Source organism: Streptomyces sp. NBC_01341 (assembly GCF_035946055.1).
Taxonomy (GTDB): Bacteria; Actinomycetota; Actinomycetes; order Streptomycetales; family Streptomycetaceae; genus Streptomyces.
Window position 1 is genome coordinate 103,147 of sequence record NZ_CP108364.1, and the last position, 24,048, is coordinate 127,194.

Genomic DNA, 24,048 nt, shown 5'->3' on the forward strand with positions numbered 1-24,048 from the left:
AGCCATGGCCATTGAGGCAAGCGAGGACCTGAACAACACCTTCTGGGCGCTCACCGGCCTGAGGATGCCGTACGCCAACGAGGACAAGGCGCTCCGGAGCGCCATTCCGCTCAATGGCCTGGCAAATGATGTACTCAAAGCCAACGAGTACATCAGTGGCACACTCCTCGGCGCGGCCCGCGCTTTGCCCCCGCAGGTCGGGAACGCTTACCTCAAGGCCGTGAGTCTGCTTGTGGACGACGGCGGTACGAACCATCTGAAAAATTTTGCGGATCAGTTGATGGAGATTGCTGACGGCCGCAGGAAGACGGCGATGAACATCGTCGAGGGCAAGGTGCAGCTCATAGCCGAAGTCGTGCGGCTGATCCTCGAGCTTCTGGTTCTTACCGTGCTGTCCGTCTTCTCGGGCGGTGCCTCCGCGGGCGATATAGCAATTGCCAAGGCGGCGACGCGTCTGCGGATTCTGACGATTCTCGATCTGTTGATCAAGCGGACGCATCTCATGCCCTCGGTGAGTGAGGCGTTCGAGGAGGCGTTCACGACCTTCGCGGTCCGGCTGTCGCTGATCGCGGGCGGCCCGGACGGCCTGAGGCCGAAGGGCATCGACTGGGGTGCGATCGGCAAGGACGGTCTTTTCGGTGCACTCGGAGGCGCGTTCTCGCATGCGCTGCCCGGCATGGAGAACAAGCTCAAGAATCTTCTGAAGACGTTCGACGAGCATTCCACCTTCGACAGCAAGAACCTGGTCCAGGATGTGACCAAGAAGTTGGACGGTCCGGGTCTGTCCGGGGCCGGCAGGAACGTGCCGGATCGTTCCGTCAGGGACGCGGGCACGCTGACCGGCGGGAACGGTCTCTCCCACGCCCTGGGCAACGTGACCAGTGCTGGTGGCGGGGCGGTGAGGACCTTCACGTACGAGGGGCTTTCCGAGACTCTGGCCGAGTTCCTGGGCACCGGTCTGTTCGACGGGAAGTGGGCATGGAGCTGGGCAACCATGCTCGGTGCCGGCACGAGCAGTGTGGTGACGCAGGGACTGTTCCTGGGCGTGGGCCTGGGCGCGGGCGCGCTCTTCGCGAGCAAGTTCAATTTCGGCAATATCGCCAGTGTGCTGAACGCGGGCGTGAACGCGCCGGCGGGTGCGGGCGCCACGACCGGGAACCCTGCGGGCGCCCACGGGGTGCCGGCGGGAGCCGGTGGCCCGGGGGTGGTGTCCCCGGCGGGAGGCGGCAACGTCAACGTCAAACCGGTGAAGCAGCAGGACTTCTCCGGCCTTTCCACCTTCACACCGGGGGCCGGCACCGGCAGGCCCGATGTCACCACGGTCAGCTCCGACACCCACATGCCCGGCACGGGCGGCACGACCCATCCTGCGGGCGGCACGACGAGTCCTGCCGGTTCACCCATCGGTGCGGGCGCCCCTACGGCCACCCCGGGCCGCCCCGTCACCAGCAGCACCGGCCCGGCGGGCGAACAGCCGCACACCCTCCAGCAGCCCGACAGCGGTGAACACAACGAGGGCGAGGCCGAGACCGGACCGGCCCACCAGGTCCCCGCCGGCAGCGGACACACACCGGGCAGCTCCGTCACCTCACCGGCCGGCAGCACGCACACGCCGACAACACCGTCCAGGCCCACCACCTCCCCACTCGACACGACCGACACCACCGACGCGACGGGCACCACCGACACGACCGACACCACCGACGCGACGGGCACCACCGACGTGACGGGCACGACCGGTTCGACGGGTACGACGGGTGCCTCTGATGCGGCTGGCACGGCACCGGCTGCGGCGCATGACGGCTCCACACCTGTTCAGCCGTCCGGTTCCCCGGCCGGCGGCCACCAGCAGACACCGACCACGTCCTCGGCCACACCCACATCCACACCCACGTCCACGTCCACACCCCCGGCCTCGGTCTCGGGGCCGGTCACCGGTGCGCAGGCAAGTCCGGCAGCCGCCGACGCCGCGGGCAGCGGCTCCCACAACCCGGCCGGCACCACCCAGCCCACCACAGCCGCGGCTCAGCGGACAGCGGACGATTCACCGATCACGTCACGTGAGGCCCACCAGGCCGAACACGACGTCTGGCAGCGGCTCTTCGCAACGCCGTCCGACGACCATCAGGCACTTATCGACGAACTCGCCGCGCAGCGGGGTGGCATCGCGCCGACCCAGCGGGAGATCGACCTGCGCCAGGGCGTCCACAGCCAACTCGGCGCGCTGCCCGGTGTGATGGTGACGCTGGAGGACGGGGCGGGCTTCGGCCAGCACGCGGCCGCGGCGACGCTGATCAACTCGCTGAACGCGCTGGGCTATCCGGGCCGGTTCACGCTCGCGGCACCCGACACGGTGGCGGACCGCCTGGTCTCCCTGATACCCGCACACCTCGGACCGCGCATCGACCGCCACCCGACGGACGCACCGGACACGACAGGGCAGGCCGGTCTCCAGGCGAACGACGGGAGCGAACTGCCGGGCGACTGGCTGACATCGCTCCACGACCGGGGCCCACACGGCCTGCAGGGCTGGGCACAGCTGCACGACGCCGACGACGCCCTGTCCGCCCTCGCCACGCTCCCCCCGACCACCGGCGGCGGTCTGCGCCTGGACCCGGGCCCGCTGCGACAGCTCTCCGCCGTCCTGGACAGGGACCAGCTCACCACGATCCTCGGTCCCGCAGCCACCCTGAAGCAGGTCGCCGGCCACCACGGGGGCGACCCCTTGTACTCCGGCAACCCGCAGCCGGACGCGACAGCTCTCACGATCAGCCCCGACCAGCTGACCCGTCTGCGGGCCGCCGTCACCGCCTACCGCGACGAGCAGATCGCAGCCGTTCAGAACGCCGCGGCACAGACACCGGCCCTGACACCCGACCAGGTCGTGTTCCTCGCCGACACGATCCGCCGGTCGCTACGGCCCGAAACCCGCCTGCACACCACCTTCGGCACACCGAACGCACAGCCCCGCAGCACACAGGAGGAGCAGGCCGGCCCACTCTCCTACTCCGCACAGTCGGTGGAGCCGGAACTGTCGCCGAGCGTGCCCACGGTCTCCACACGCGACGCCATCGGCGCCACCGGTCCGACACCCCGCCCGGTCACCAGCACCCCGCTCACCACATCCACCGACCCGGCCATCAATACCGACACCGACACGGATACCGACACGGACGCCGGCACCGAGCCCCCGGACGACGAGTCGATCTCCGGTGACACCCTCGTCGACGACAACAGCGACGACCGGGACGACCGTGACAACAAGGGAGACAAGAACGCGGCCGGGAAGGAGGACCACCTCAAGCGGTGGCTCCACAGCCTCACCGCTCCGAGCCCGGAGGCGGACAGCCCGCTCGCTTCAGCATTCGGGAAGACGCCGCCCTTCAACGTGCCCGCACAAGACATCACCGTCCAGATGCTCAGCAGCATCGACACCAACCAACGGATCGACGAGCGGGTCGGCGACGACTCGGATGACGCGGACACACTTGATTCGGGCAAATCGGTTTACGAAGACGCATTGGATTCGTTCCCGGACGACCCGACTGCCGAGACTCGGTCCAGCCACCAGGAACAGCCGGCTGACGTAGCCGCCGAAACGCCCGTAAGCCGCGCCGACATTGATCGGAACCTGGATGAGGAGGTCCGATTCACAGGGATCCTGCGCCCGGAATCGCAGGATGATCGGCAGCAAGCGCCACCTGAGCCGATCTACTTGATGGGTAGGGGGATCGGACGCGACAGAGAGACGCAGTTCGAGTGGTCGAGCGTATCCGAACATTCGAGTACCCGTGCAGTGAACTATCGCCCTTTGCCGCCTCCGGCGGTTGTGGAAGGAGTGGCGGAGTCCGATGCCGGCGCGCTGGGGGATGCGGAGATCATTCCGACCTGGTTCCGGCAGTCGGCGGTCCCCGGGCAGCCGCGTAGTGCCGTGGTTCAGAGGGTGGATGCGGCAGTGCGCAGTTGGATGGCCGGCAGCCGTACCAGTGGTGACCGATCAGGGAACCGACAGCAGTTGCGCACCATCATTGAGGCTTTGGAGGCGTGGAACGGCAAACCCGACCGGAGCATCCGAAGCGAGGCGGCGAGCCGGCTGCTGGCACACGTCCGAGCGCAGCACGCGTGGTGGGACGATGCCAGCTCATTTGACCCGGTGCTGCCGTCGGCCATCGCGCCGCCTGCGGCGAACGAGCTGGTGCGGGACCTGCCTTTGATGACGCCGAGGGAGCGTGCTCAGACGCTGGACTCGTTGAGCACGGAAAACCGGCGTTGGCTGGCACGGAACGGCGTGTTCGTTGACGCGCTTCATGAGGCCCTGCCGGCGGGTGAGTTCGCTGCCACCGGGGCTCGGCTGCTGGTGGAAGTCCCCGAGGGGAGCGAGGAGCCCGCGTCGGCCCGTCACGAGGCTCATGCTCAGATCAGCCGCCTGCTCCAGGACGGCGTTACAGCGGCCCGGCTGCTCAAAGCAGGCGCGCGCGTGGTCATCGTGCCCCGCGATGTCTCCATGACGTCCCTTCCGCTGTTCCATGAACTGCGCGGCGGCACTTCGGCTGTTGCATCCGGGCAGGGCCGCGGTTTCGACGCCACGCGCGGACTCGGAGGGCGGTCAACTGCTGTCACGGAGGAGAACCTGCTCGGGGCCAGCACACGGATCGCCCCCAGCTACCCCGACGGCTACTCGACTACCACTCACGAATTCGCCCACGCCATTCACTGGTACGCGCTGACGCCGGAGGACCTGGCAGCCATCGATGCCAGCTACCGGAACCGGTATCGAAGAGGTATAGGAGCTGAATGGCCGGACGGGACCACCCAGGCGAACGATAAGGGGAATCGAATTGAAAACTACTCATCCTCCAACGTCGAAGAATATTTTGCGCAGCTGACCAACGCCTACCTGGGCACGAATCACGGCACAGACCCCTACAGTGGCCAACAGCGCAACAACGGCTCCGAGTGGGTTCGGGCCAACGTAAGTGAGCTCGTGCCGTTGCTGGAGCGGCTTTACGGTTCAGATCCCATGGCCATCCACCGTGAACAGGCCAATCCCGTCAATGCCACCCGTGCCGACAAGGAGATGTACGACAGCTACCGGGACTTTATGGAGCAGGTCGACGAGTCATCGGCGAATGTTGCTACGCCGGATCATCTGACGCATGAATCACCTGAAACAGGGCCTGGAGCGTCCGTTTCGCACAAAGAGACTGCTCATCATCTCCCCATGCCCCCGAGCGCAGAAAACAATTCTGTTTCTGCCTGGTCCGCGCAGATACGCTTTTCTGAAGCGGCAAAGGTATTCGAAGAGCGGTTGGGGCGTTATCTGGTACAGCGACCCGAGTCCCTGGTGGCCACTCGACAGGCGGTCCAGGTGATTTGGGAAACCTTGGAGAAGGGGCATCCACAGCTTCTTCCGCTTCTGGGGGCGCAAGGCAACGACTGGGGCGCTGGAAATGTCGGAAACAATGTGAGCACGCTCAGGAACGTGGTTCGGTCGGGGAACCTGCGCGAATTGTCCGCAATGCTTTTCTATGCGGTTTCCTCAGATGCCTTGGCCGAGGTGATCGATCCACCTTCGTATGACGATTTTCCGGAAATTGGAAAAGAGCGCGCCTGGCGTCGAAAATTTGATGTGGAGAACCTTCCCAAGTCGCTCAGGCCGCAACATGTCGTTCCTCCGCTAAGTGCAGCCGAGCGAAAAATAGCAATCAGAAAGGACAAATCCGGAAAGGAGTTCGTGGCGTGGCTACCGGCAACCGTTAAAATGGATCTTCCGGTGCAGGCCCCCTTGCACCAGAGCGGGCAGACGACCGGGGCCCTCGTGGCCACGGGAACTTCTGGCTCAATGGCATTTACTCTGGAGGCGCTATGGCGCCTGCAGCAGCACAGTGGCCGGGTATTCGATTTGCAGGAAATTCGCCTGGGTCTTATCGGGCATGCGCTCGCAGCAAAGCATCACACCCTTCACGAATTGCTGCGGTCCGCGCAAATGTGGGACGAAGCGCACGGAGAAACAGTTTCATATGTGAACGAGTGGAGTCGCTACCGGCACATCCCTCCGCTGACCGAAGAGGAATTGCGCGCCTATGTCGCCGCAGGCGGCTTGTTCCCCGACGAGATCGCACTAGGGGTTAGGTCGCCGCAAGTTCACGACGTCCCAGCCACTGGAGCAGAAGCTCTCACGGCGCTGGGTATCGATCCCGCCTCGTGGGATGCGCATCTGAACGCCACCGCTCCCGCCGGAGGGCCGGTGACGCGACCCGGCGAGAGGCTGCGCCTCTGGTCACAATGGTGGCAGGCGAGCCGACGGGTTGAAATGATCGACGCGGAGGAAGCTCTGCGCCAACAAAGCCATGGCCCTGACGGTCAAACACTGGACAGGCAAACCGAGTCCGATTCTTCACGGGTCACGCACGCAGCCGAACGTGCTCGGAAGCAGAGAGACAGCGCGGCTCAAGCACTGCAGCGACTGGGCCACGACCCGCACACACTGACGGCCCAGTTCGAGGCATGGGTCACCGAACAGCAGTCACATGCACAGCGCGCACGAGGCGCTCACACCTCCCGTACATTTCGCTATCGTCCTCTGCCTCCCTCGGCGCTTACGGAGGACCAACAGAAGCAGCCGCATGAATCTCAGACACCAGCGGTGGGACCGTTTGGTCATCAGGCTGCTGTCCACCAAAGCAAGGTGGAGCAGAGTTCAGTTCACCCTGTGGAGGTGGGGCGGGCGGAGGTAGTTCCGCCGCCGGCGGAGGTTGTGGCCTGGGCCGGTAATAGTGCTGGCCTGCCCATGCGTGCGTTTGAAGTGCGGCGGGTCTCGCTTGGGGACGGGCAGTTTGTGAGCGTCGTGGTGGTGCGGGTGGTGTTCGCTCCGCAGGAGGACGCTGACGGCGTTTCGCCGAGCGCGGAGGATGTGCTGGAGGTGGCGGCACGGGCCCAGCGCGGGATCACTAGGTTTTTCAATGGTGGTTTGCGGCTGCCGAGCGGGGACCGCCTGCAGGTGACGCTGCAAGCGGTGGACGATGCCGCACACGCGCATCATGTGGTCAAGCTCTACACAGCGGTGAAGCGCACAACAAGCAACGCCTGGCCTGCGAACGTGCAAGCGTTCGTGGCGGCGCATGAGATCGGCCATCTGATCGGGTTGCGGGATGAGTACCGGGAGGCGGCATACGGTCCGCGGCCGGTGTACGACGACGGTGCCCTGATGGTCGGGTTCTTGGTGGACCAGCAGGGGCGTGCGCTGCTCGACGAGGACCGGCTGCCCAAGCCTGCGGGCCACAGCCGTATGACTGTGGCGCCCCGGCACTTGCGTCAGCTGGGTGCGGCTGTGGACCAGGCGCTGGGCGTGGCACGGCCGCGGATCGATGGTGAGACGGCGTTTGCGACGGAGGACGCCATAGCTCCCAGGTCGGACGGGCTGCCTGCCAGGGCGCACTTTTCGCTGGAGGTCCGTCAGGCCGTCCTGTACGGGGACACGCGAACAGGACGGGCAGGTGCGCTGCCCTCCCGGGGAATATCTGCTCGCCCGCGGCGCGAGCCGGAATGGATGAACGAGAACAACACCTTCAGCGCCATCTCGCCGCTGCCCGGCGCGGGTGAGGAAACCACCCGGGTCGCTCCGGTCGCCGGGGACATCGTGGCGCCGTTTCGGCTGCGGCGGCAGATGATGTTTCCCGAGTACTGGACGGAGGATGACGCGGTCTACGCCGCCGAGCAGAGCTACCTCCACGCACTGCGCGGCAACAACGTAACCGTCGTTCCGGGACGTGACCACATCTACACGTGGGTGGGCGAATACGGCGGAGTGCGCATCGAGGGCGAGCTCCGCGGAGACGTCTTCACCAGTTTTCGGCTTGCGCAAGATCAGTCGGGGCTGAAGGTGCCGCCCTACCTGCCGGCACCTGTACAGATTCCGCGGCCGATTGCGGGCCCGGCGTTCGGGCATCGTGTTGAGGACATCGCGGCCTACGGAGACCGCGTCAGCCGGACCGGTGCACATCATCGCCTGCCCGCAAGGAACGCCTTCGGCCGCGGCGTGCATGCGAAAACTGTCGAGACGCTCAACAACGGTACTCACGCGGCTGATGTCTACTTCCTTGATCCGGAGCTCGGCCCGCGCGACGTGCTTGCCGAACTTCCGAGCAGGTGGCGGTTGCACACTGCGGGCAAGTCCACGGTCTTGTTCCCTGAGGCATGGACACCGCAGCAGGTTCTCGACAATGTCGAGCAGGCGCACCTTCAGGCGGTGACCTCCGAGCGCACCAGGCTCCTGGACAACGGCGCCTACCATTGGGTCGGTGATTCCAACGGGGTAAGAATTGAGGGCCTGGTCAGAAACGGCCAGTACGTCGCCTACCGGCCTACAGCGCACCAGCCGTACACCGACTGGCCATCAAAGCAGCAGCCCGTCGCGGTGACACCCCTGGCCCCTCTGACCGGAACTGACCACGTCAAAATGCAACGCGTGCTGTTTCCCAATGGACAGCACGCCCTTCAGTTCGCGGTCTACGTTCACCTGGACCTCGAACCAGGCGCAGACGCCGCTGCAGCAGCCGCCATCTGGCGCCTGCTGCAGCTGGGCGCCAACATGTGGACCAAGCCCCGCTCGAACAGCGGGACTCTGGTCAGGTTCGGATTGGTAAGAGTTCAGCAGCCCGGTCCGACCGCGGTGTCCCTACCCATCGGCCCGGAAAACCTCTCGGCCGAACAGATCGCACGATTCTTGACGGATCTCTTCCCCGTGAAATCGGACCAACGGTCCATTGAGGAGCTGACGCAGTCACTCATCGCCAAGGATCCCGACCCCCTGTGGATGGCGCCGACCGGTAGCGTCACGGACACAAAGATGACAGGAACCGCGTTCCGAAAGAACCTTCAGAACTGGCTGCTCAGGACCGACGTTCTGGTCGGTCCAACCACACTGAGTGCATACGACCCGACCGATTCCAATACCGCGGAACAGCATGCTCCCACCCTGCTGGAAGTCGCCGATGTGCAAAAAGCATTCGCTCCCGGTCTGGAACCTGTCATGAGCCAGGGCCTCCCGCGGAACTGGACCCGCGATGATCTGCTCGCTGCCGCATACACGACGTACGTCTACCGCGCGTCAGCGAACGCACGGTTCAAGGTCCTCCCGCAGGACCCGGACACGGACACCTCGGTCGTACAGGGCCTATTCCGCGACGTCGCGGTAGAAATCACCATCAGAGGCGAACAGAAACAGATTGTCGCCGTCCTCGGGACAACAGCGTCCCCCGGATCCGCCGAAGCACCCTCTCCGCAGGGGCAGGGTAAATCACCAGCCGCCACGGACACGGGTATAGGTATGCCCGGTATGAGTACCCTGCCCACCACAACCCCCATCGGCCAGACCCCCACCAGCCCCGACGCCAGCCCGGAACGCCTCGCCCGACTGCAAGCCGCCCTGGACACGCACCGGCCGAGCACCCCGGACACCCCCCGTCCCGGCGCCCGGCCCACCGCCCCGGGCTCCCTGGCCTCCCCGGAGTCCACGACCGGGAATGACGAGAGCGCGACGCCACCGCCCGGGCACAATCCCGGCAACGACGCGGTGTCCTTCGATCACAGCAGACGTGGGGGCTCGTCCTGGCGTGGGGAGTCTTCGGCCCGCGTCATCGGGGAGATGGCCGGGCAGGCAGCACGCGCGGCCGCGGACATGGAGGCCACCCGACTCGCTCAGACAGGGCCGGTCCCCGGACCCGCCTGGGGACAGTACTGCCTCCGCCTGATCGAGGACCTCGCGAACCGCCTGACCGGCCGGATCCGAACCGGCCGCACCGCTGATGACCTCACCCTCCACGCCGGCGAACCCGCACGCCGACACCTCAACATCCCCACCGACCTGTGGCACCCCGTCACCGACTACACCACCCTCACCCACACCCTGGCCCAGACCCCACCCGGCACCCTCGCCTACCTCATCACCGGCCGCCCCTCACACATCGGCCACGCCGCCGCCATCGCCCACACCACCGACCACGGCCTCATCCTCATCAACCCCACCACCCCCGGCCACCACACCCTCACCCCCCTCACCACCACCAGCGATCGCAACAGCAGCACCCAAGGCAGTGGTGTGCGCGGGGCGGCAGGCACCGGCACACAGCACACCGACGGCAAAACCATGCCCGACACCGTGGACGGACTCACGCCTGGCGCCCTGCTCGCGGACCACCTGCCCGCCCCCGTCCACAGCCGCGTCCTCATCACCGGCCCCGACGGCCACCTGATCACCCCCACCCCCCAACCCACCACCACCCCCACCATCCAGGCCCTCACCGACCCCACCCACCCCCACACCGGAAAATTCGCTCCCATACAGCACGGCGACGCGGAAAGGCTGAGAGATTATATCAACGCCTCAAAGGAAGGAGGCCGCACCCGCGATAAAATTGGCGCTGAGCTGTTCACGCGCAGCCGCAGCAGCGGCGATATCACAACTCTGGTCAAGGGGCTGGAGGAATACCCTGCCCGCTATCGGACCTGGAACAAAGAGGGCACCACCTATTACAGGTTGATCATCGATCCGGACACCAATAAGGAATACCAGATGCCGGCGGGCGCCATAGATGCGCGAGATCTGGATGGTACCGCCCAGCCCCAGCTCGTTGTCGACCCCGCGGTCCTGGCTAAGGTGAAAACCGCTGTTGACAATGCAGGGGCGAACGGCATCCCCCTCCATGATTTTAATGGCATCTTGTCCAAGAAGAATAGGAAGTACGCCACTGCCGCGGTGCAAGCGTTGATTGACACTGGCGACTATCGAAAGGTCAAGCAGGGCAAGGGTTTCTTGATTCAGCTGATTGACGCTCCCGATACGCAGCCTCAAGCACCCGATCCATCAACCCTGCAGCGGCTCGCGGATTCCCTCGAGGTGGCGGGAGAGAAGGGCATGTCACGATCGGATATCCTCAAAACACTGCCACGCCGTTACGCCGACAAGGTGCGGGTGAACGCTCTGCTGGGGGGATTGGGGGGGGCTCCGGGTCTGTACCGGACGTGGAAGGTGAAGCCACCCAGCAGGGGCCTCGTCGCTGAGTTCTATGGTCCGGCGGGTCCGCCGGTGGGGCCGGAGTACCCGGCGCCCGCGAATGGCAGTGGTGTGCGGGTGCTGGGTGACCCGTGGGATGTGGGGCTGGTGACGTCGGCCCGGAGCCACTGGCTGAGCACGCCCGAGGGGCGGACGCCGACCGTTGTACAGATGCGCACGGCTGTCGCCGACCACCTCGAGGAGCTGCACACCGGGCACGACCCCCAGGGCTCCCATGTGTGGCAGGCCCTGGAACACGCTCTCCTGAAGGAACCCTCCGCGAACTGGTCGTCGAGCAGTGACGAGGCCCAGATACAGGACGACCGGGCGCGGCTGATCGCCGAGATTCGCAGCGGGGAGCGGACACCGGCCGCATGGGTCGCCATCGGGCACCTCGCCCCCACCCTTTTCCCTTCCGCCGCGCCGGCCCCGGCCGCCACGTCATCCAGCACACTGGGCAACACGCTTGGGCCCGTGGGCGGACCGCAGGCCGCTGCGGTCATACCCGGTCACGTGCCGGGCACGTGGCCGGGGATGGTGCCTTCGCCGGTCGCCCAGGACTCCTGGCGTCTGGGTTCTTCGTCAGGTGGGCATGGCGGAGGAGTCGACGATCCGGCTGGTGTGGAACAGGCCGCTGAGGGCATGGGGGATTGGCAGGGCCGCTCGCTGGGAGCGGGTACCTCGCCGATGACCGAGGCCGATCAGCCGGTTGCGGGGGTTTGGCCCGGGGAGGATCCCTCAGCGTGGTATGCGTCGGGTGATGCGCGGGAGGGGATGGTGACCCCCGGTCCGGACGCGGCGTACTCGCCGCTCGTGGATCAGGGACCTGCGGAGCGCGGAGAGCCCGTGGAGGCGCCGGGTGACCCGCGGGGCGGGCTGTGGTCGGGTCATGATCTGTCCGCGGGTCCGGTCAGCGAGTACCTGGACGGGGTCAACGCGCATCTGGTGGGCCCGCCGGCGGGGCCGGGGTACCCACCGCCTGCGGGTGGCAGTGATGCGCGGGTGTTGGGTGATCCGTGGGATGTGGGGCTGGTGACCTGGGCCCAGGGCCAGTGGCTGAGTACGCCCGAGGGGCGGACGCCGACCCTTGCGCAGATGCGCACGGCTGTGGCCGACCACCTCGAGGAGCTGCACACCGGGCACGACCCCCAGGGCTCCCATGTGTGGCTGGCCCTGGAACACGCCCTCCTGAACCAACCCCTCGCGAACTGGTCGTCGAGCAGTGACGAGGCCCAGATACAGGAGGACCGGGCACGACTGATCACCGAGATCCGTGACGGGGCACGGACACCGGCCGCATGGGTCGCCATCGGGCACCTCGCCCCCACCCATTTCCCTTCCGCCGCGCCGGCCCCGGCCGCCACGTCATCCAGCACACTGAGCAACGCGCTCGGGCCCGTGGGCGGACCGCAGGCCGCTGCGGTCACACCTGGCCACGCGCCGGGCACCTGGCCGGGGATGGTGTCCCCGCCGGCTTTCCAGGGAGACGTCTGGCCTCCGGGCGATGATGCGGCTGCTGGATTCACCCACGAAGACCCCGACTCGATGCCCGGCATCCTGCCCGAACCCGGACAGGAACCCGGGCAGGAACCCGGTGATCAGATTTCCGGCATGGGTGCGTTCCCCTTCCGGACGGCGGGTAATGTCCCCGCCCCGAACGCGAACGACCCCATGACAAGCGGTGACCCGTTCCCCAACCCGGCCCAGAAAGTCCAGTGGCACGGCCTGGAAGACGCCCTCGCGCGCACCTGGTTCACGCCGGACGAAGTGGCCTCGATAAAACCGCTGCCCGAAAAACCGCTGCCCGAGTTCGGGACCAGTGACCAGGCCACCTCCCCCACAGGCGCGTTCCCGTCCCAGACGGGTAATGTCCACGCCCCGCACACGGACGACCCCATGACAGGCAGTGACCCGTTCCCCGAACCGGTCTACCAGCAGGGCCAGTGGAACGGCCCGGACGACGCCGCCGCGGTGACAGGGCCGGGCAATGCACCGGAAAACCTGGCAGCCCAGTGGTGGTGGCCAGGGCAGTCTCAGGTATTCATGGCCACACTCGACCCCACCTTCGACACCAAACTGCGGAACGTCCTCCAAGAAGCCGTCGGCTTCGCCCTCAACGACCCGAACACCAGCGCACAACACCTCACCCGACTGCAAGCAGCCCTCGGCACACACCAGCCCGCTGCCTCCGCGGAGCGCGGTTCAGGTACCCGGGAACGTGTCGAGCTCGCACAGCGGGACTGGACGGGACAGGTGGCGGAGGTGGCCGCGCGAGGTGAGTACGTCGAGCTGCGGGGCGGGGCCCGTCGGAGTCCGCGTGGTGGGATGACGGGCGGTGTTCCGGGTCTTGAGCTGGCTGTGGAGTCGCGTAACCCGCGGATCTGGGACCGGCCGGGTCTGCTGCGGGAAATCGGGCAGGTCGTAGCGGCCGGCCACGGTGGAATGCCGGGGTCTGCGGGACTGTCCCCGCACGAGATGTCCGAACAGGAGTGTCTGATCCTGCTGCAGTCGCTGCGGGACAGCCTCTTCCCTCAGGGCATCGCCCCTGCGCGGGCCGTCGATGACAGCGTCCTGGACGGCCGCACTCAGGAAGGCCCGCTCGCGCTGGGTCCGGGTTGGCGCACCGTCGCTTCCTTCGACCGGATCACAGAGGCACTCGCCGCCGCCGGCCCCGGCACCGCCGCCTTCGTGCTCGCCCGGCGCTCCTCGGGCAGGGGGCACGCGTTCGCCGCCTATGCGCTTCCCGGCACGAGCGACGGCGGGATCCGGGAAGACGTGTCCCCGACGGAGATCGTCTGGATCGACCTCACCGCCGGTGGCGACCGTCAACTGGCCGCACGTCCCCCCGGCATGGCACCCCTCGAGGCACGCGCGGTCATCATCGACAAAAACGCCCGCGTCGCGGCTGGCGCACTCCCGGAACACATCGAATCCACCTCGGTACAGGCACTCATCGATCCCGCCGGCACGCACCAGTACGGCGCCCTGGGAATCGAGGTGGAGTTCCACCAAGACCTCGGACTGAAAAGCCCGGACGCCCCAGATGTCTATGGGCAGGTCATCGCGACCCACACTTCCGGCGCGGATCTTACGTTCGACGCGCGGCGGTTCTGGCGAAGTGGCGATTCTCTGTACATGACCTGGGATGATGCATATAGAGCAGGCCATGCGGAACCGATAGCAGAGGATCACCACATCCCGGAGTTTGTTTCTGCTCCTGCCTCCATACTCCCCGGGGAGACACGCACCCTGGATTTGAAGGCCACGAAAATACTTCTGGAATCGACGCGCAGACACCTGAACGTCACCGAGGCGAAAACACTCGGAGAGATCCTCCACGGCCGGGACGGATGGAGCGTGGAGCCGCACCTCATGTCTCATGTCATTCATCCCGCCCCGGCAGGTGGCGACGGGGAAAATCTCTACACTCAGATGACGGTCGGCTTGCCGGTCGACGGTTTCCTCTCCCTGCTCCACCTGAACGACGCGCGCACAGATGGTATGGCATATGACCTTCTCGACCTTTCGCGCGGGTTCGGCAGGATATATGCTGAAAAGTTCGTGTCAGGATTTTACGGCTACGATATTCCCGATTCCGGAATATATTTGCTGACATCGGACCGGCTGGTGCGAGAGGTCTGGGGATACGGCTGGCTGGCCTTCAATCATGCCGCAGCCTTGTTCCTGTCTGCCGTAAACCATCGCCGTTTGGCGAAGAACTGGGTTCCCACTGCCTCGAGGAACCCTCTCGGGGAATTGCACGCAGCCCTCCATCCGGCAGTGCAGGACTTCTTCGAACGAGAATACGGCAACATCGAACAGAATTTCGTACGAGTCATTACTGGACTTGCCGAGAAATACCAAGACCACGAAATAGAATCTCCGATCGACCAACTTCTCTATATTCCGATCGGAGATGAAGGGAATTTCACCCCGAGGGATTATCTCGCTTTTGCTTTCAGGGGGAATAACAGTGGCCGTCCCGTCAGTCAGCGAGACGCCATCGGGATGAGACTGGATCCTCTGTACGACCGGCTCGAAATGCAGGACGGAATTCCACTGGCACTGCTGGAACTCCGGCAATTCGGATCAAAGGCAGGGCTCGTTTCCTCTCGTCAGAGGAACCAATATCTCCGTGAAGTGTCCGATAATGTGCGGCAGTCCTTCCTGAATCATCGGCAGGAGGCGACCACGGATCACCTCGGCGAGATGGCAAAAAGAATTCTCTCCCACCCCGACGTGTCCCAGATCGCCCCCCTTCTCAAGATCATCCCGCGCATGGTGGTAGCCGGCCCACCGGGCACCCCCGAGACCACCCACAGCGACCAGACGCTGTTCCTCGCGCGGTCACTCGACGAGTTCACTCAGAACCGGCCCTTGCCCGCCCGCGCAATTGAAGAGCTCAATGTTCTGTCCGCCACGATCCAGAAATTGCTTTCGGAGGGAGTATCGGACCTCGCAGACCCCGAGGTCCGCGCAGGATTGATCAGGGCCATCCAAGCCGTTTACCGTCTCAGCACACCACACCGGACAGAAATCCATAGGCCAACGGAACAGACCGTCCACCCGTCATTTTATCCGGGTGGCCCACGGGGCGGTCAGGCGTCGCACAGGTCTGGTCTTTTCTATCCGCAGGGTGGCCAAAATCCGTGGAACCGGCCGGGCGGCTCGCGCGATACCGGTCTGGATCCAACAGGGCTGCCCCTGGGCCATCGCATCACCGTGGAGGGACCAGAGGCCCGCTCTGTCGTCACCGTCCCGCACACGCCCACTCGCCCCATGGGAGACGCGAAGGGGAAACAGCAGCCGGCCTGGACCCGCTTCGAACTGTCCGATCCCTCCCGGCCGCACGCCCAGTTCGGCTATGACGTCAGCGACACCGGAGAGATCCACTACTCCCACCACGACGACAGCGACGGCAACGGCGACGGTGAGGGGGTGACCCGTCTGTCCGCGGACGGCTGGACGGCCTACGGAGACGACTTCCTCCACCTCGACCACGGAGTAATACTGCGAGGCGATACCGGCTGGATCGGCCGCATCGACAACTGGGACACCCTGCACCCCACCCTGGACACCCCCGAACCCACCCACACACTCCGCAGCGACGGCCACACCCTGCACATCACCCCCCACACCACACACACCGGCCCCACCCTCCGCCTCCCCCTGACCCCCACAACCACCACCACACAGCCATCGGCCCGCAACCTCCCCCGGGCCCCCGAGACCGCCACCAGCCACCAACCGCAACACCAGCCGGACGGTGACAACACCAGCACCCCGCCCACGGAGCCGACCACCGGCATCGTCGCGGACGTCACCGGACCCCGCACCGACGTAACCACAGCGGTGGCCTTCGAATCGTTGGCGGTCATACCTTCCGACGACGGCACTGACGGTCAATTCCTCCACGTCGACCCACAATCGGCTCCCCCGCACCTTCAGACCACCGAGCCCGGACAGGTAGTGACCGAGGGGGCCGCTCGTTTTGAGAGCGGCGTCGGCCTCACCCGTGCCCCTGAGCTGACACAGGAACTGAAGGCACGCCTGCACGACGATCGTGTCCGCTCCGCGCTGATCGTCCGGTCCGATGTGGAAGGCCTCGCCTACGACAGCCGTCTGGACATCACCTGGTATCTCAACCCGCGGGCTGAGATACCCCTCCGCGAGGTAGGCCTGAACGACCAGGACACGATCCGCCTCGTCCTGGCCAAACCCGCCATCGACCCCGGACTGGCCACAAGCCTGCGCCGGCACCACGATTTGTCGGCGGAATCCGCGCAGCAGAGCCCGACACCCGTAGCAGCTCACGACGACGGGCAAAGCGCACCCCATCCGGGCATCGACGACCTCCTCGATGACGTCGACCATGCCGCGGACGACCGGGCCGCGTTCACACCAGATGCGGACACGGAACGTTCCCACGCCGACATACCGACACCCTCCACACGCATAGACGCGGACCCCGCCAACACGCCGCGTGGAACGCACGGGACACCGCCACTCGCCATGGGGACAGGAAATCGTGCGCCAGAGCGCCGGATGATGGCGCCCCAGCGGCGCGTTGGCGCGCTGCGCAGGGAGTGGCCGCAGGGCGCCGATCCGGTGCAGCATGTACAGGGTGCTGGTCCGGGCATCGTGCATGTGCATCGGTACTCCGGCGTAGGTGATCCCAGACTCTCCGAGATCGCCGGGATCATCCTTGACGCGAGTACCTGGGTCAGCCGGGCAGGTCACCCCAAGCCCGAGATCAAAGTCATCGGATATACGGAGCAGAACTCTTCCGAGAACGAGGCGGCCATCAGGAATGCCGGGATGCGCGCAGAGCTCGTTTACGCGGCCCTGAGCTCCCTGCTCTCCGAAGGCTGGGAACGCAATATATCTCTCCGGGCGTTCCAGGACAAAGCATTCGACATATCGGTGGAGGTCCGGTCGGCCGCGGAAGGCGGCGTGAATGTCGAGGTTCTGTACCTTCGGACAGAATCAGAGCGCCCGAGGCCGGCGACCGCTGCTCTCGCTTCGACATCCGCCGTCCGGGCGACGCACCGCACTCGACCCGGACACGCTACGCAAGAACCGCCGTTGCGGACGGAGTCGGATGTGTGGAAGGAGCGGATCCTTCAAGACTTCGGCGTATCCGTGAATTCGAAGACCGTGGCCGAGGCTGTCAACACGGCCTATTCGACGAACGTGAGCAAGCCACTTAAGTGGGATGCTTCTTCCCTGTCGCAGGTCCACGCGGCATTGAATCACTATAGGCCGATCATTGACAGGCAGCGCGCTGCCAAGAGCGGTGGCAAGCTGGGAATCAAAAAGATCGGCTTCCTGTCGACCTTCCCCGGCGAAGAGATTGAAAATTTCCGTACTGCCGGCATTCATTTCGATTCCGTGGTTGCTCTCTTCTCGACCGCACGCAAGATTCTGGCAGGCCGTGACCAGTCCGCTTACCGGCCGGACGGGATTAAGTGGGTAACGACCCACGAAATAGCCCATTCCGATATGTTTGATGATGCGCTGCAGGAGTTCATCGAGCAGTTCCGCCAGCGGAAAGACAGTTCACTGGTGACTGCGGAAGATGGCATCACGGAAACTCCGGAAAGTGATTTCCGGGAGTCGATCAGATGGTTCCTGCGGGATCCCGAAAGGTTGAGGACATTGTGGCCCCGGCGCGCACGGGCGATCGATAGGCTGATCGGACCCGGCCCTGGGCCGGCGTTGCGGACCGGTGAGACCCGGACTGCCGGAGCGCGGCGCATCGCGGCGGAACTGGCCGCCTACCTCCCCTGGTTTACCCGCATGGTCGGCGAGTGGGACGAGAACGGCCACCGGACCACCTATGAAGAGGCGATCAGCGAATACGCCCAAACGTCCCCGAGGGAGGATTTCGCCGAAACTGCGACACACTACTTCAACGACAGGGAATACCTGCGTGAGTATGCGCCGCAACGTGCCGCGTTCTTCGATCGTCTGGTGAAGTCCTGGGAGTCCTGGGCTGAGCCATCCACAAGCCACACGGCACACAACCGGGCAGCAGCCTCCCGCACGCCCCGCCACATGATGGTCAAGCAGGCCACGGAACATGTCACCGAGGCACACGCCGGGCGGCAGGGACAGATCGGCCCGCGGGGTATGGACCAGGTTCAGGATGGCCACGAGGCTGACGAGTTCGCGTCAGCCACAGATGGGCCGATAGATCGGAACGTGGTCTCCCCGGCGGATACCGGTGGGGTGCGCGTGGCCGCTGGGACGGCGATGACCTCGCCCTCGCAGGAGGGCGCCGGGTACGGGCCCGGCGGCGTGCGGCCCGAGCCGGTGCGGGAGTCTGCGCACGACAGCCTTGTCGTGCGTGAGGGACCGGCCCGTTTCCCTGGGGCGGGCGAGTCCGCCGAGATCGTTTACGGCGGTGGTCTTACGGCCGTCGTCGAGTTCGCTTCCGATGGGGTCGCCCTGCCCCTCGTGGCCGCGGACGACGTGTCGCAGGACGGGCCCGCGGGAGTGGAACCCGCCACAGGGCAGGCAGCCACTCCTGCCTCGCCTGCCCACGAAGCCGGCGAAGGCAAGACAGCCGCCGGCCCTACCCAGATCCCTCACACGGGGTCAGCGTCCGCGCAGACCGGGGAGGTGCCCGGTGGCAGGGGCCGCACACAGGGTTCGTCCGCCGTCGAGACCGTGCCGCGCGGCGAGGCGACGGGCCCTGAACAGGAATCCCCCGCCGGCCTCGCCGCCGGTACCGGCGACCCGCACAGCGACGATGGCACAGCGCCTGGCAGCACGATCGGCGTCGCGCGTGCTCTCGAGCAGGCCGAGAACTTGTACCAGTCGGTCAATCTCGCACTGCCGAAGAGCGAGCGGCCGGTGTCGCGAGAGGTGGTGGAGCAAATTCGCCGGGAGCTGGTTGAGAAGGCCGGGGGTTCGCTGGGGCGGATCAATACGCGGGCACTGGCAACGGACATCGCCGCACGCGTCCTTGGCCGCGAGCTGCCGCGCATGCGTGCCGGTGTCGGGGCCGCCATGCTGCCGCTGGACGAAGATCAGCGGGAGCGCTACCAGGTGGTGCATCCGGACATGGAAGGGTTCGTGTTCCGGCCCAGGGTTGAGGCGATCGTGGCGGACAACGAGGTGCATCACGCGCTGACAGGAAAGCGGAAGGAAGGCGTCTTCCCAAGGCTGTCCGTGAACCTCATGCAGCGTTATGCCGGCCGTGTGTTCCGCGAGACGCAAGAGTTGCTGGAGCGGTATGCGGGGGTGGTTTCCGACCGTGTGGGCCCCGAGATGCTGCGGGAAGCGCGCGCGTCGAAATCACTTGACAGCGAACTGGAGCGGTTCCCGGAGCTCGCCTCGTTCCACCATCAGCGTCCAGGCAGTTCGCAGACGCTGACGCCCATCAAAGATAAGGGGCGCACGTATTACCGGGACACGAACATCCCCTTCGATGAGATGACGGAGTGGGCGTTCGAGGTGGGCGGTACCGCGGTGAGCGTGCACACCGATCCCACCGAGCCCGAGCAGCTGACCCAGCAGCGGATCGAGCAGTTGGAAGACGCGGTGAGCCGGGTCCAGGACGCCGGCTTCTCGGTCCCGGCCATACGCGTCTACCTGCCCAAATACGCCCAACCGATCGCAGCCCTCTCCGGCGAGGACACCCAGGTCGACAAGAAGGCGCCCAAGGACTGGAACGCAGACGGGCAGTTCTTCCAGCCTGACATGCTCGTCCTCTCCCCCCGCCTCCTCGCCTCCAGCGCCCCCACGCGTGAGGCCGACGGGACTTTCACACATCTGGACTCGCAGTTCGCCGACTCCGGGATGGCGACCATCATCCACGAGCTCGGGCACTTCCTGCACCACACGCAAAATCCGTCACACTTCTACGACACCACCACCGCCACCGAACTGCTGGACAAGAAACCCGCCCGAGCGCTGTCCGCCTACGCTACGGACCCCCTAGAATTTCCCGCAGAAGCCTTCCTCGCACTGGTCATGGGAAGGCCCCTGACCCCCGAACAAGACGCCCTCTACACGGCACTGGGCGGCCCCCGCCCCACAGGACCACTGCGCCCGCCACCCCGGCCACCCCTCAACGCCGACCAACTGCGCGACCTCACCGATGCCGTCAACTCCCAGCTACGCCGCCGCAGACTGCCCGACATCACCACCCCTTGGGTCGCGGAAAACTATCCACGCCTGCGCATCGACCTCACATGGAGCTACCCGGGCCTGACCGCGGCCGCACTCGCGGACATCCGCCAGTACGGACACATCGCCCGCATGCACGGTGGCGCACCCGACACCACGACAACCCGCGCCCACAACACAGCCACACACCCCGCCGATCAGACACCTGGGGCCGGGCCCTCCGGCCTCCACACGGACAAGGGCAAGGCCCGCCAGACACAACAAGCCCCCGAACCCAGCCTTGAAAGCGGGCACCCCACCCAGAGCGGCACACACCACGCCACACAAACCGGTCCGTCTCCCGCGGCGATCACCACCGCCCTTCCGGCCCCGCCGACAGGCACCGGAGAGGAAGCGCGACCGTCTGTGCCTGCGGGCCGCGACGACACATCTGGTGCGCGGACTTCACCGGTCCGACCCGCCTCACCCGGTGAAGCCGTACCCGCCTCGCAAGCCCCCGCGGATCCCGGGACCGCACGAACCGGCCCCATGCACCAGACCACCGAGCCCGGACAGGTGGCCGCCGAGGGGGCCGCTCGTTTTGAGGGCGGCGTCGGCCTCTCCCGTGACTCTGAGCTGACACAGGAACTGAAGGCACGCCTGCACGACGATCCTGTCCGCTCCGCGCTCATCGTCCGGTCCGATCTGGAGGGCCTCGCCTACGACAGCCGTCTGGACATCACCTGGGACCTCAACCCGCGGGCTGAGATACCCCTCCGCGAGGTAGGCCTGAACGACCAGGACACGATCCGCCTCGTCCTGGCCAAACCCGCCATCGACCCCGGCCTGGCCACAAGCCTGCGCCGGCACCACGATTTGTCGGCGGAATCCGCGCAGCAGAGCCCGACACCCGTAGCAGCTCACGACGACGGGCAAAGCGCACCCCATCCGGGCATCGACGACCTCCTCAAGAAGGTTGACCAGACCCCGGAGGGCCGGCCCACTTCCCGTTCCCCCCGTGCCCCGGTCCCAGGGCCACGGCGAAGTCGCGTGAACGCGGCCGTCGGCCCGGACGCGCCGGCGGCCGCAGAGGGGCTGGGGGGTGAACTGTCTATCGATGTAGCGCCAGCCGTGGACTACAAGCTTGTGCACCCCGGAGACCAGGACTTTGTTGTGGAGAGCAACCTCGGTGAGGTGGTCTGGAACTTTTCGAACACAGAACCTCATCGAAGGTTTCTTGAGGGGCTCGTTGCTGACGAGCCGACCCGGATCGTTCCGCTGTGGGAATGGCAGCTGGAAAACACCGCAAGTACCTATGTTTCCACGACACGCAACAGCGACCTTTGGTACGGCGCACGGCGCTACAGGTATAAAGTCGAAACTTCAATGAATGCCGACGCCCGAGGGATTGACGCCAATGCGACAATCCAGCGACAGCGAAACGCCGGTATCCTTCCGGTGAAAGCTGTCGAAGAATATGATGAGTATTCAGAATTCACCGAAGAGGAGGAGGTTTCGTTCACAGGGATGATTCAGCCGGGCGCCTTTGTTAGCGTTTATGACAGAAAGCACAATAGGACTGGCAAGTGGAATTCAGAACTGGGTGATGTTGAGTGGATTGATGGTGCGCATGACGGTGCGAGATCATTTGAAGGGATCAATTCAGATGTCGCGCCAAATCTCCCGCTCCAGGAATCCGATGGCGATCGCATGCCTGCATCCACCGGATTGAACGACGCGGCTCGGCTCGCTCCCGTCAGCTCGATATTGGAAGAGCATCATTCTGCTGCTGAATTCGCCCGGGGCGCGGGCGAGGTGGTATCGGATCGATGGATTCCTTATGGGGCGAATAAAAGGAATGGCCAGCCGGCCGGCCAGGAGGCTTTTAGCTTCACGCGGAGCGTGAGTGGCAGGTTGCGGGTGCTCCGGTTGCCTCAATCGGGTGAACGGTTGCAGGTAGGATATGCATGGATATGGCATGGAGGTGCTTCCCCAGCCGCAGACGTCCTGTCCATGACACGCCGAATTCACTTGCGCGGTAATGGTGTGAGTCGGGAGCAGATTTCCGATGTTGAAGCGCGAGTAAAACGCGGCTTGGATGATCTGATAAATCGACGCGGCTACCGATTGCCCGCTCTGCAGCCAAATGTCGTGTTCGGCCCGCAGTGGCCGGGGCCAATTCTGCGGGTTGGGGTGGAATTCGTCGGCAACGAGCACTCCGCTCACGAGGTAGTCGAGGTCGTGCCGGGGCTTCCCATAATTGGCCTGCCTATGCGAACGAACCGTTGGTACGCTGATGTCGCTTCGTTGGCGTTCGTGCACGAGATCGTTCACGGCCTGGGTTGTTGGGACGACCGTCCTAACGAGAAGGTGCTGCTGACTCCTGGTGGGCGAGGAAGGCAGGTTCTGGCTGACGGCGAGTCCAGCATTATGGATGCCATCGATACTGCCGGTTCCTTCGTGCTGACCGCCGACCACCTACAACAGATCGCGGAAATTTTCGCACCCCACAGCCACACCGGAGTTTTTTTTCAGACAGAAACCTCGGGCATTAAGTCGGAGTACGCGGCTTGGAATGACTTTGCCAACCGAGATCCGGATAATGCGAAATGGGTTCTGGAACACACCAATTCACTCTTCCGAAAGCATGCTGCAGAACACGGCACGGGGAACGACCTTGTCAGACGGCTGTATGACGCACTGACGCCTCACGAACGGAGTCTTTCGTCAATCCAACAAGCGAATCTTCTCTTCAATAAGGCCGTAGCAAATCGCAAGTATCCTATGCTCGGCGGAGTGAATGAAAGCATGCTTCACGCAGAAGATGATGGTTACGCAGAAAGTGAATTCGGAGAAATTCTCTGGAGGAGCACGAATGTGGAACCCTCTATAGTCTTCCAGGAAGGGTTCGAGGCGAAAAATGTCAACAATATCGTCTCCATTGATGCATGGGTCCGTGAAAATCCTGAAGCGCAGTTCGTTGCCACTACGCGATCATGGCTAAGTCGATTCAGGGGGGCGCGCTACAGGTATCAAATCAATACCAGGTTGAATTTCGATCCCACTGGCGTTGACGTGAATGCCCACTTCGAAAACAGGAAACTGCAGTCACCCCTTCCCGGCGAGAGGGAAGTAGTCTTTACTTCTTCTATTTCTCCGGCAGCAATCGTCAACGTCTACGACTGGCAGACCGATAAAACCGGAACATGGGACCCGGTCACCGAACGTGTAGCATGGAAAGACGGTGGTAAAGGTTTGTCAGGGCGCCCGCAGTGATGCGCGTCGGGGTCTGCCAGTGGAACGGCTCTGTCTCACACTCGCTAAGCTTGACTCTGTCGGGGATCTTGGAATTTCTAAGGGCTGTCCCGTAACTGCGGCCG

The 24,048-nt window shown here is 65.0% G+C and carries 1 protein-coding gene; it reads left to right on the plus strand.

The window, feature by feature from the left end; all coding sequences use genetic code 11:
* Positions 1-4 precede the first annotated feature (4 nt).
* A complete protein-coding gene (locus OG206_RS00475) occupies positions 5-23,944 on the plus strand; it encodes a scabin-related ADP-ribosyltransferase (protein WP_327110987.1) in 23,940 nt (7,979 codons plus the stop codon).
* Positions 23,945-24,048: the final 104 nt, after the last annotated feature.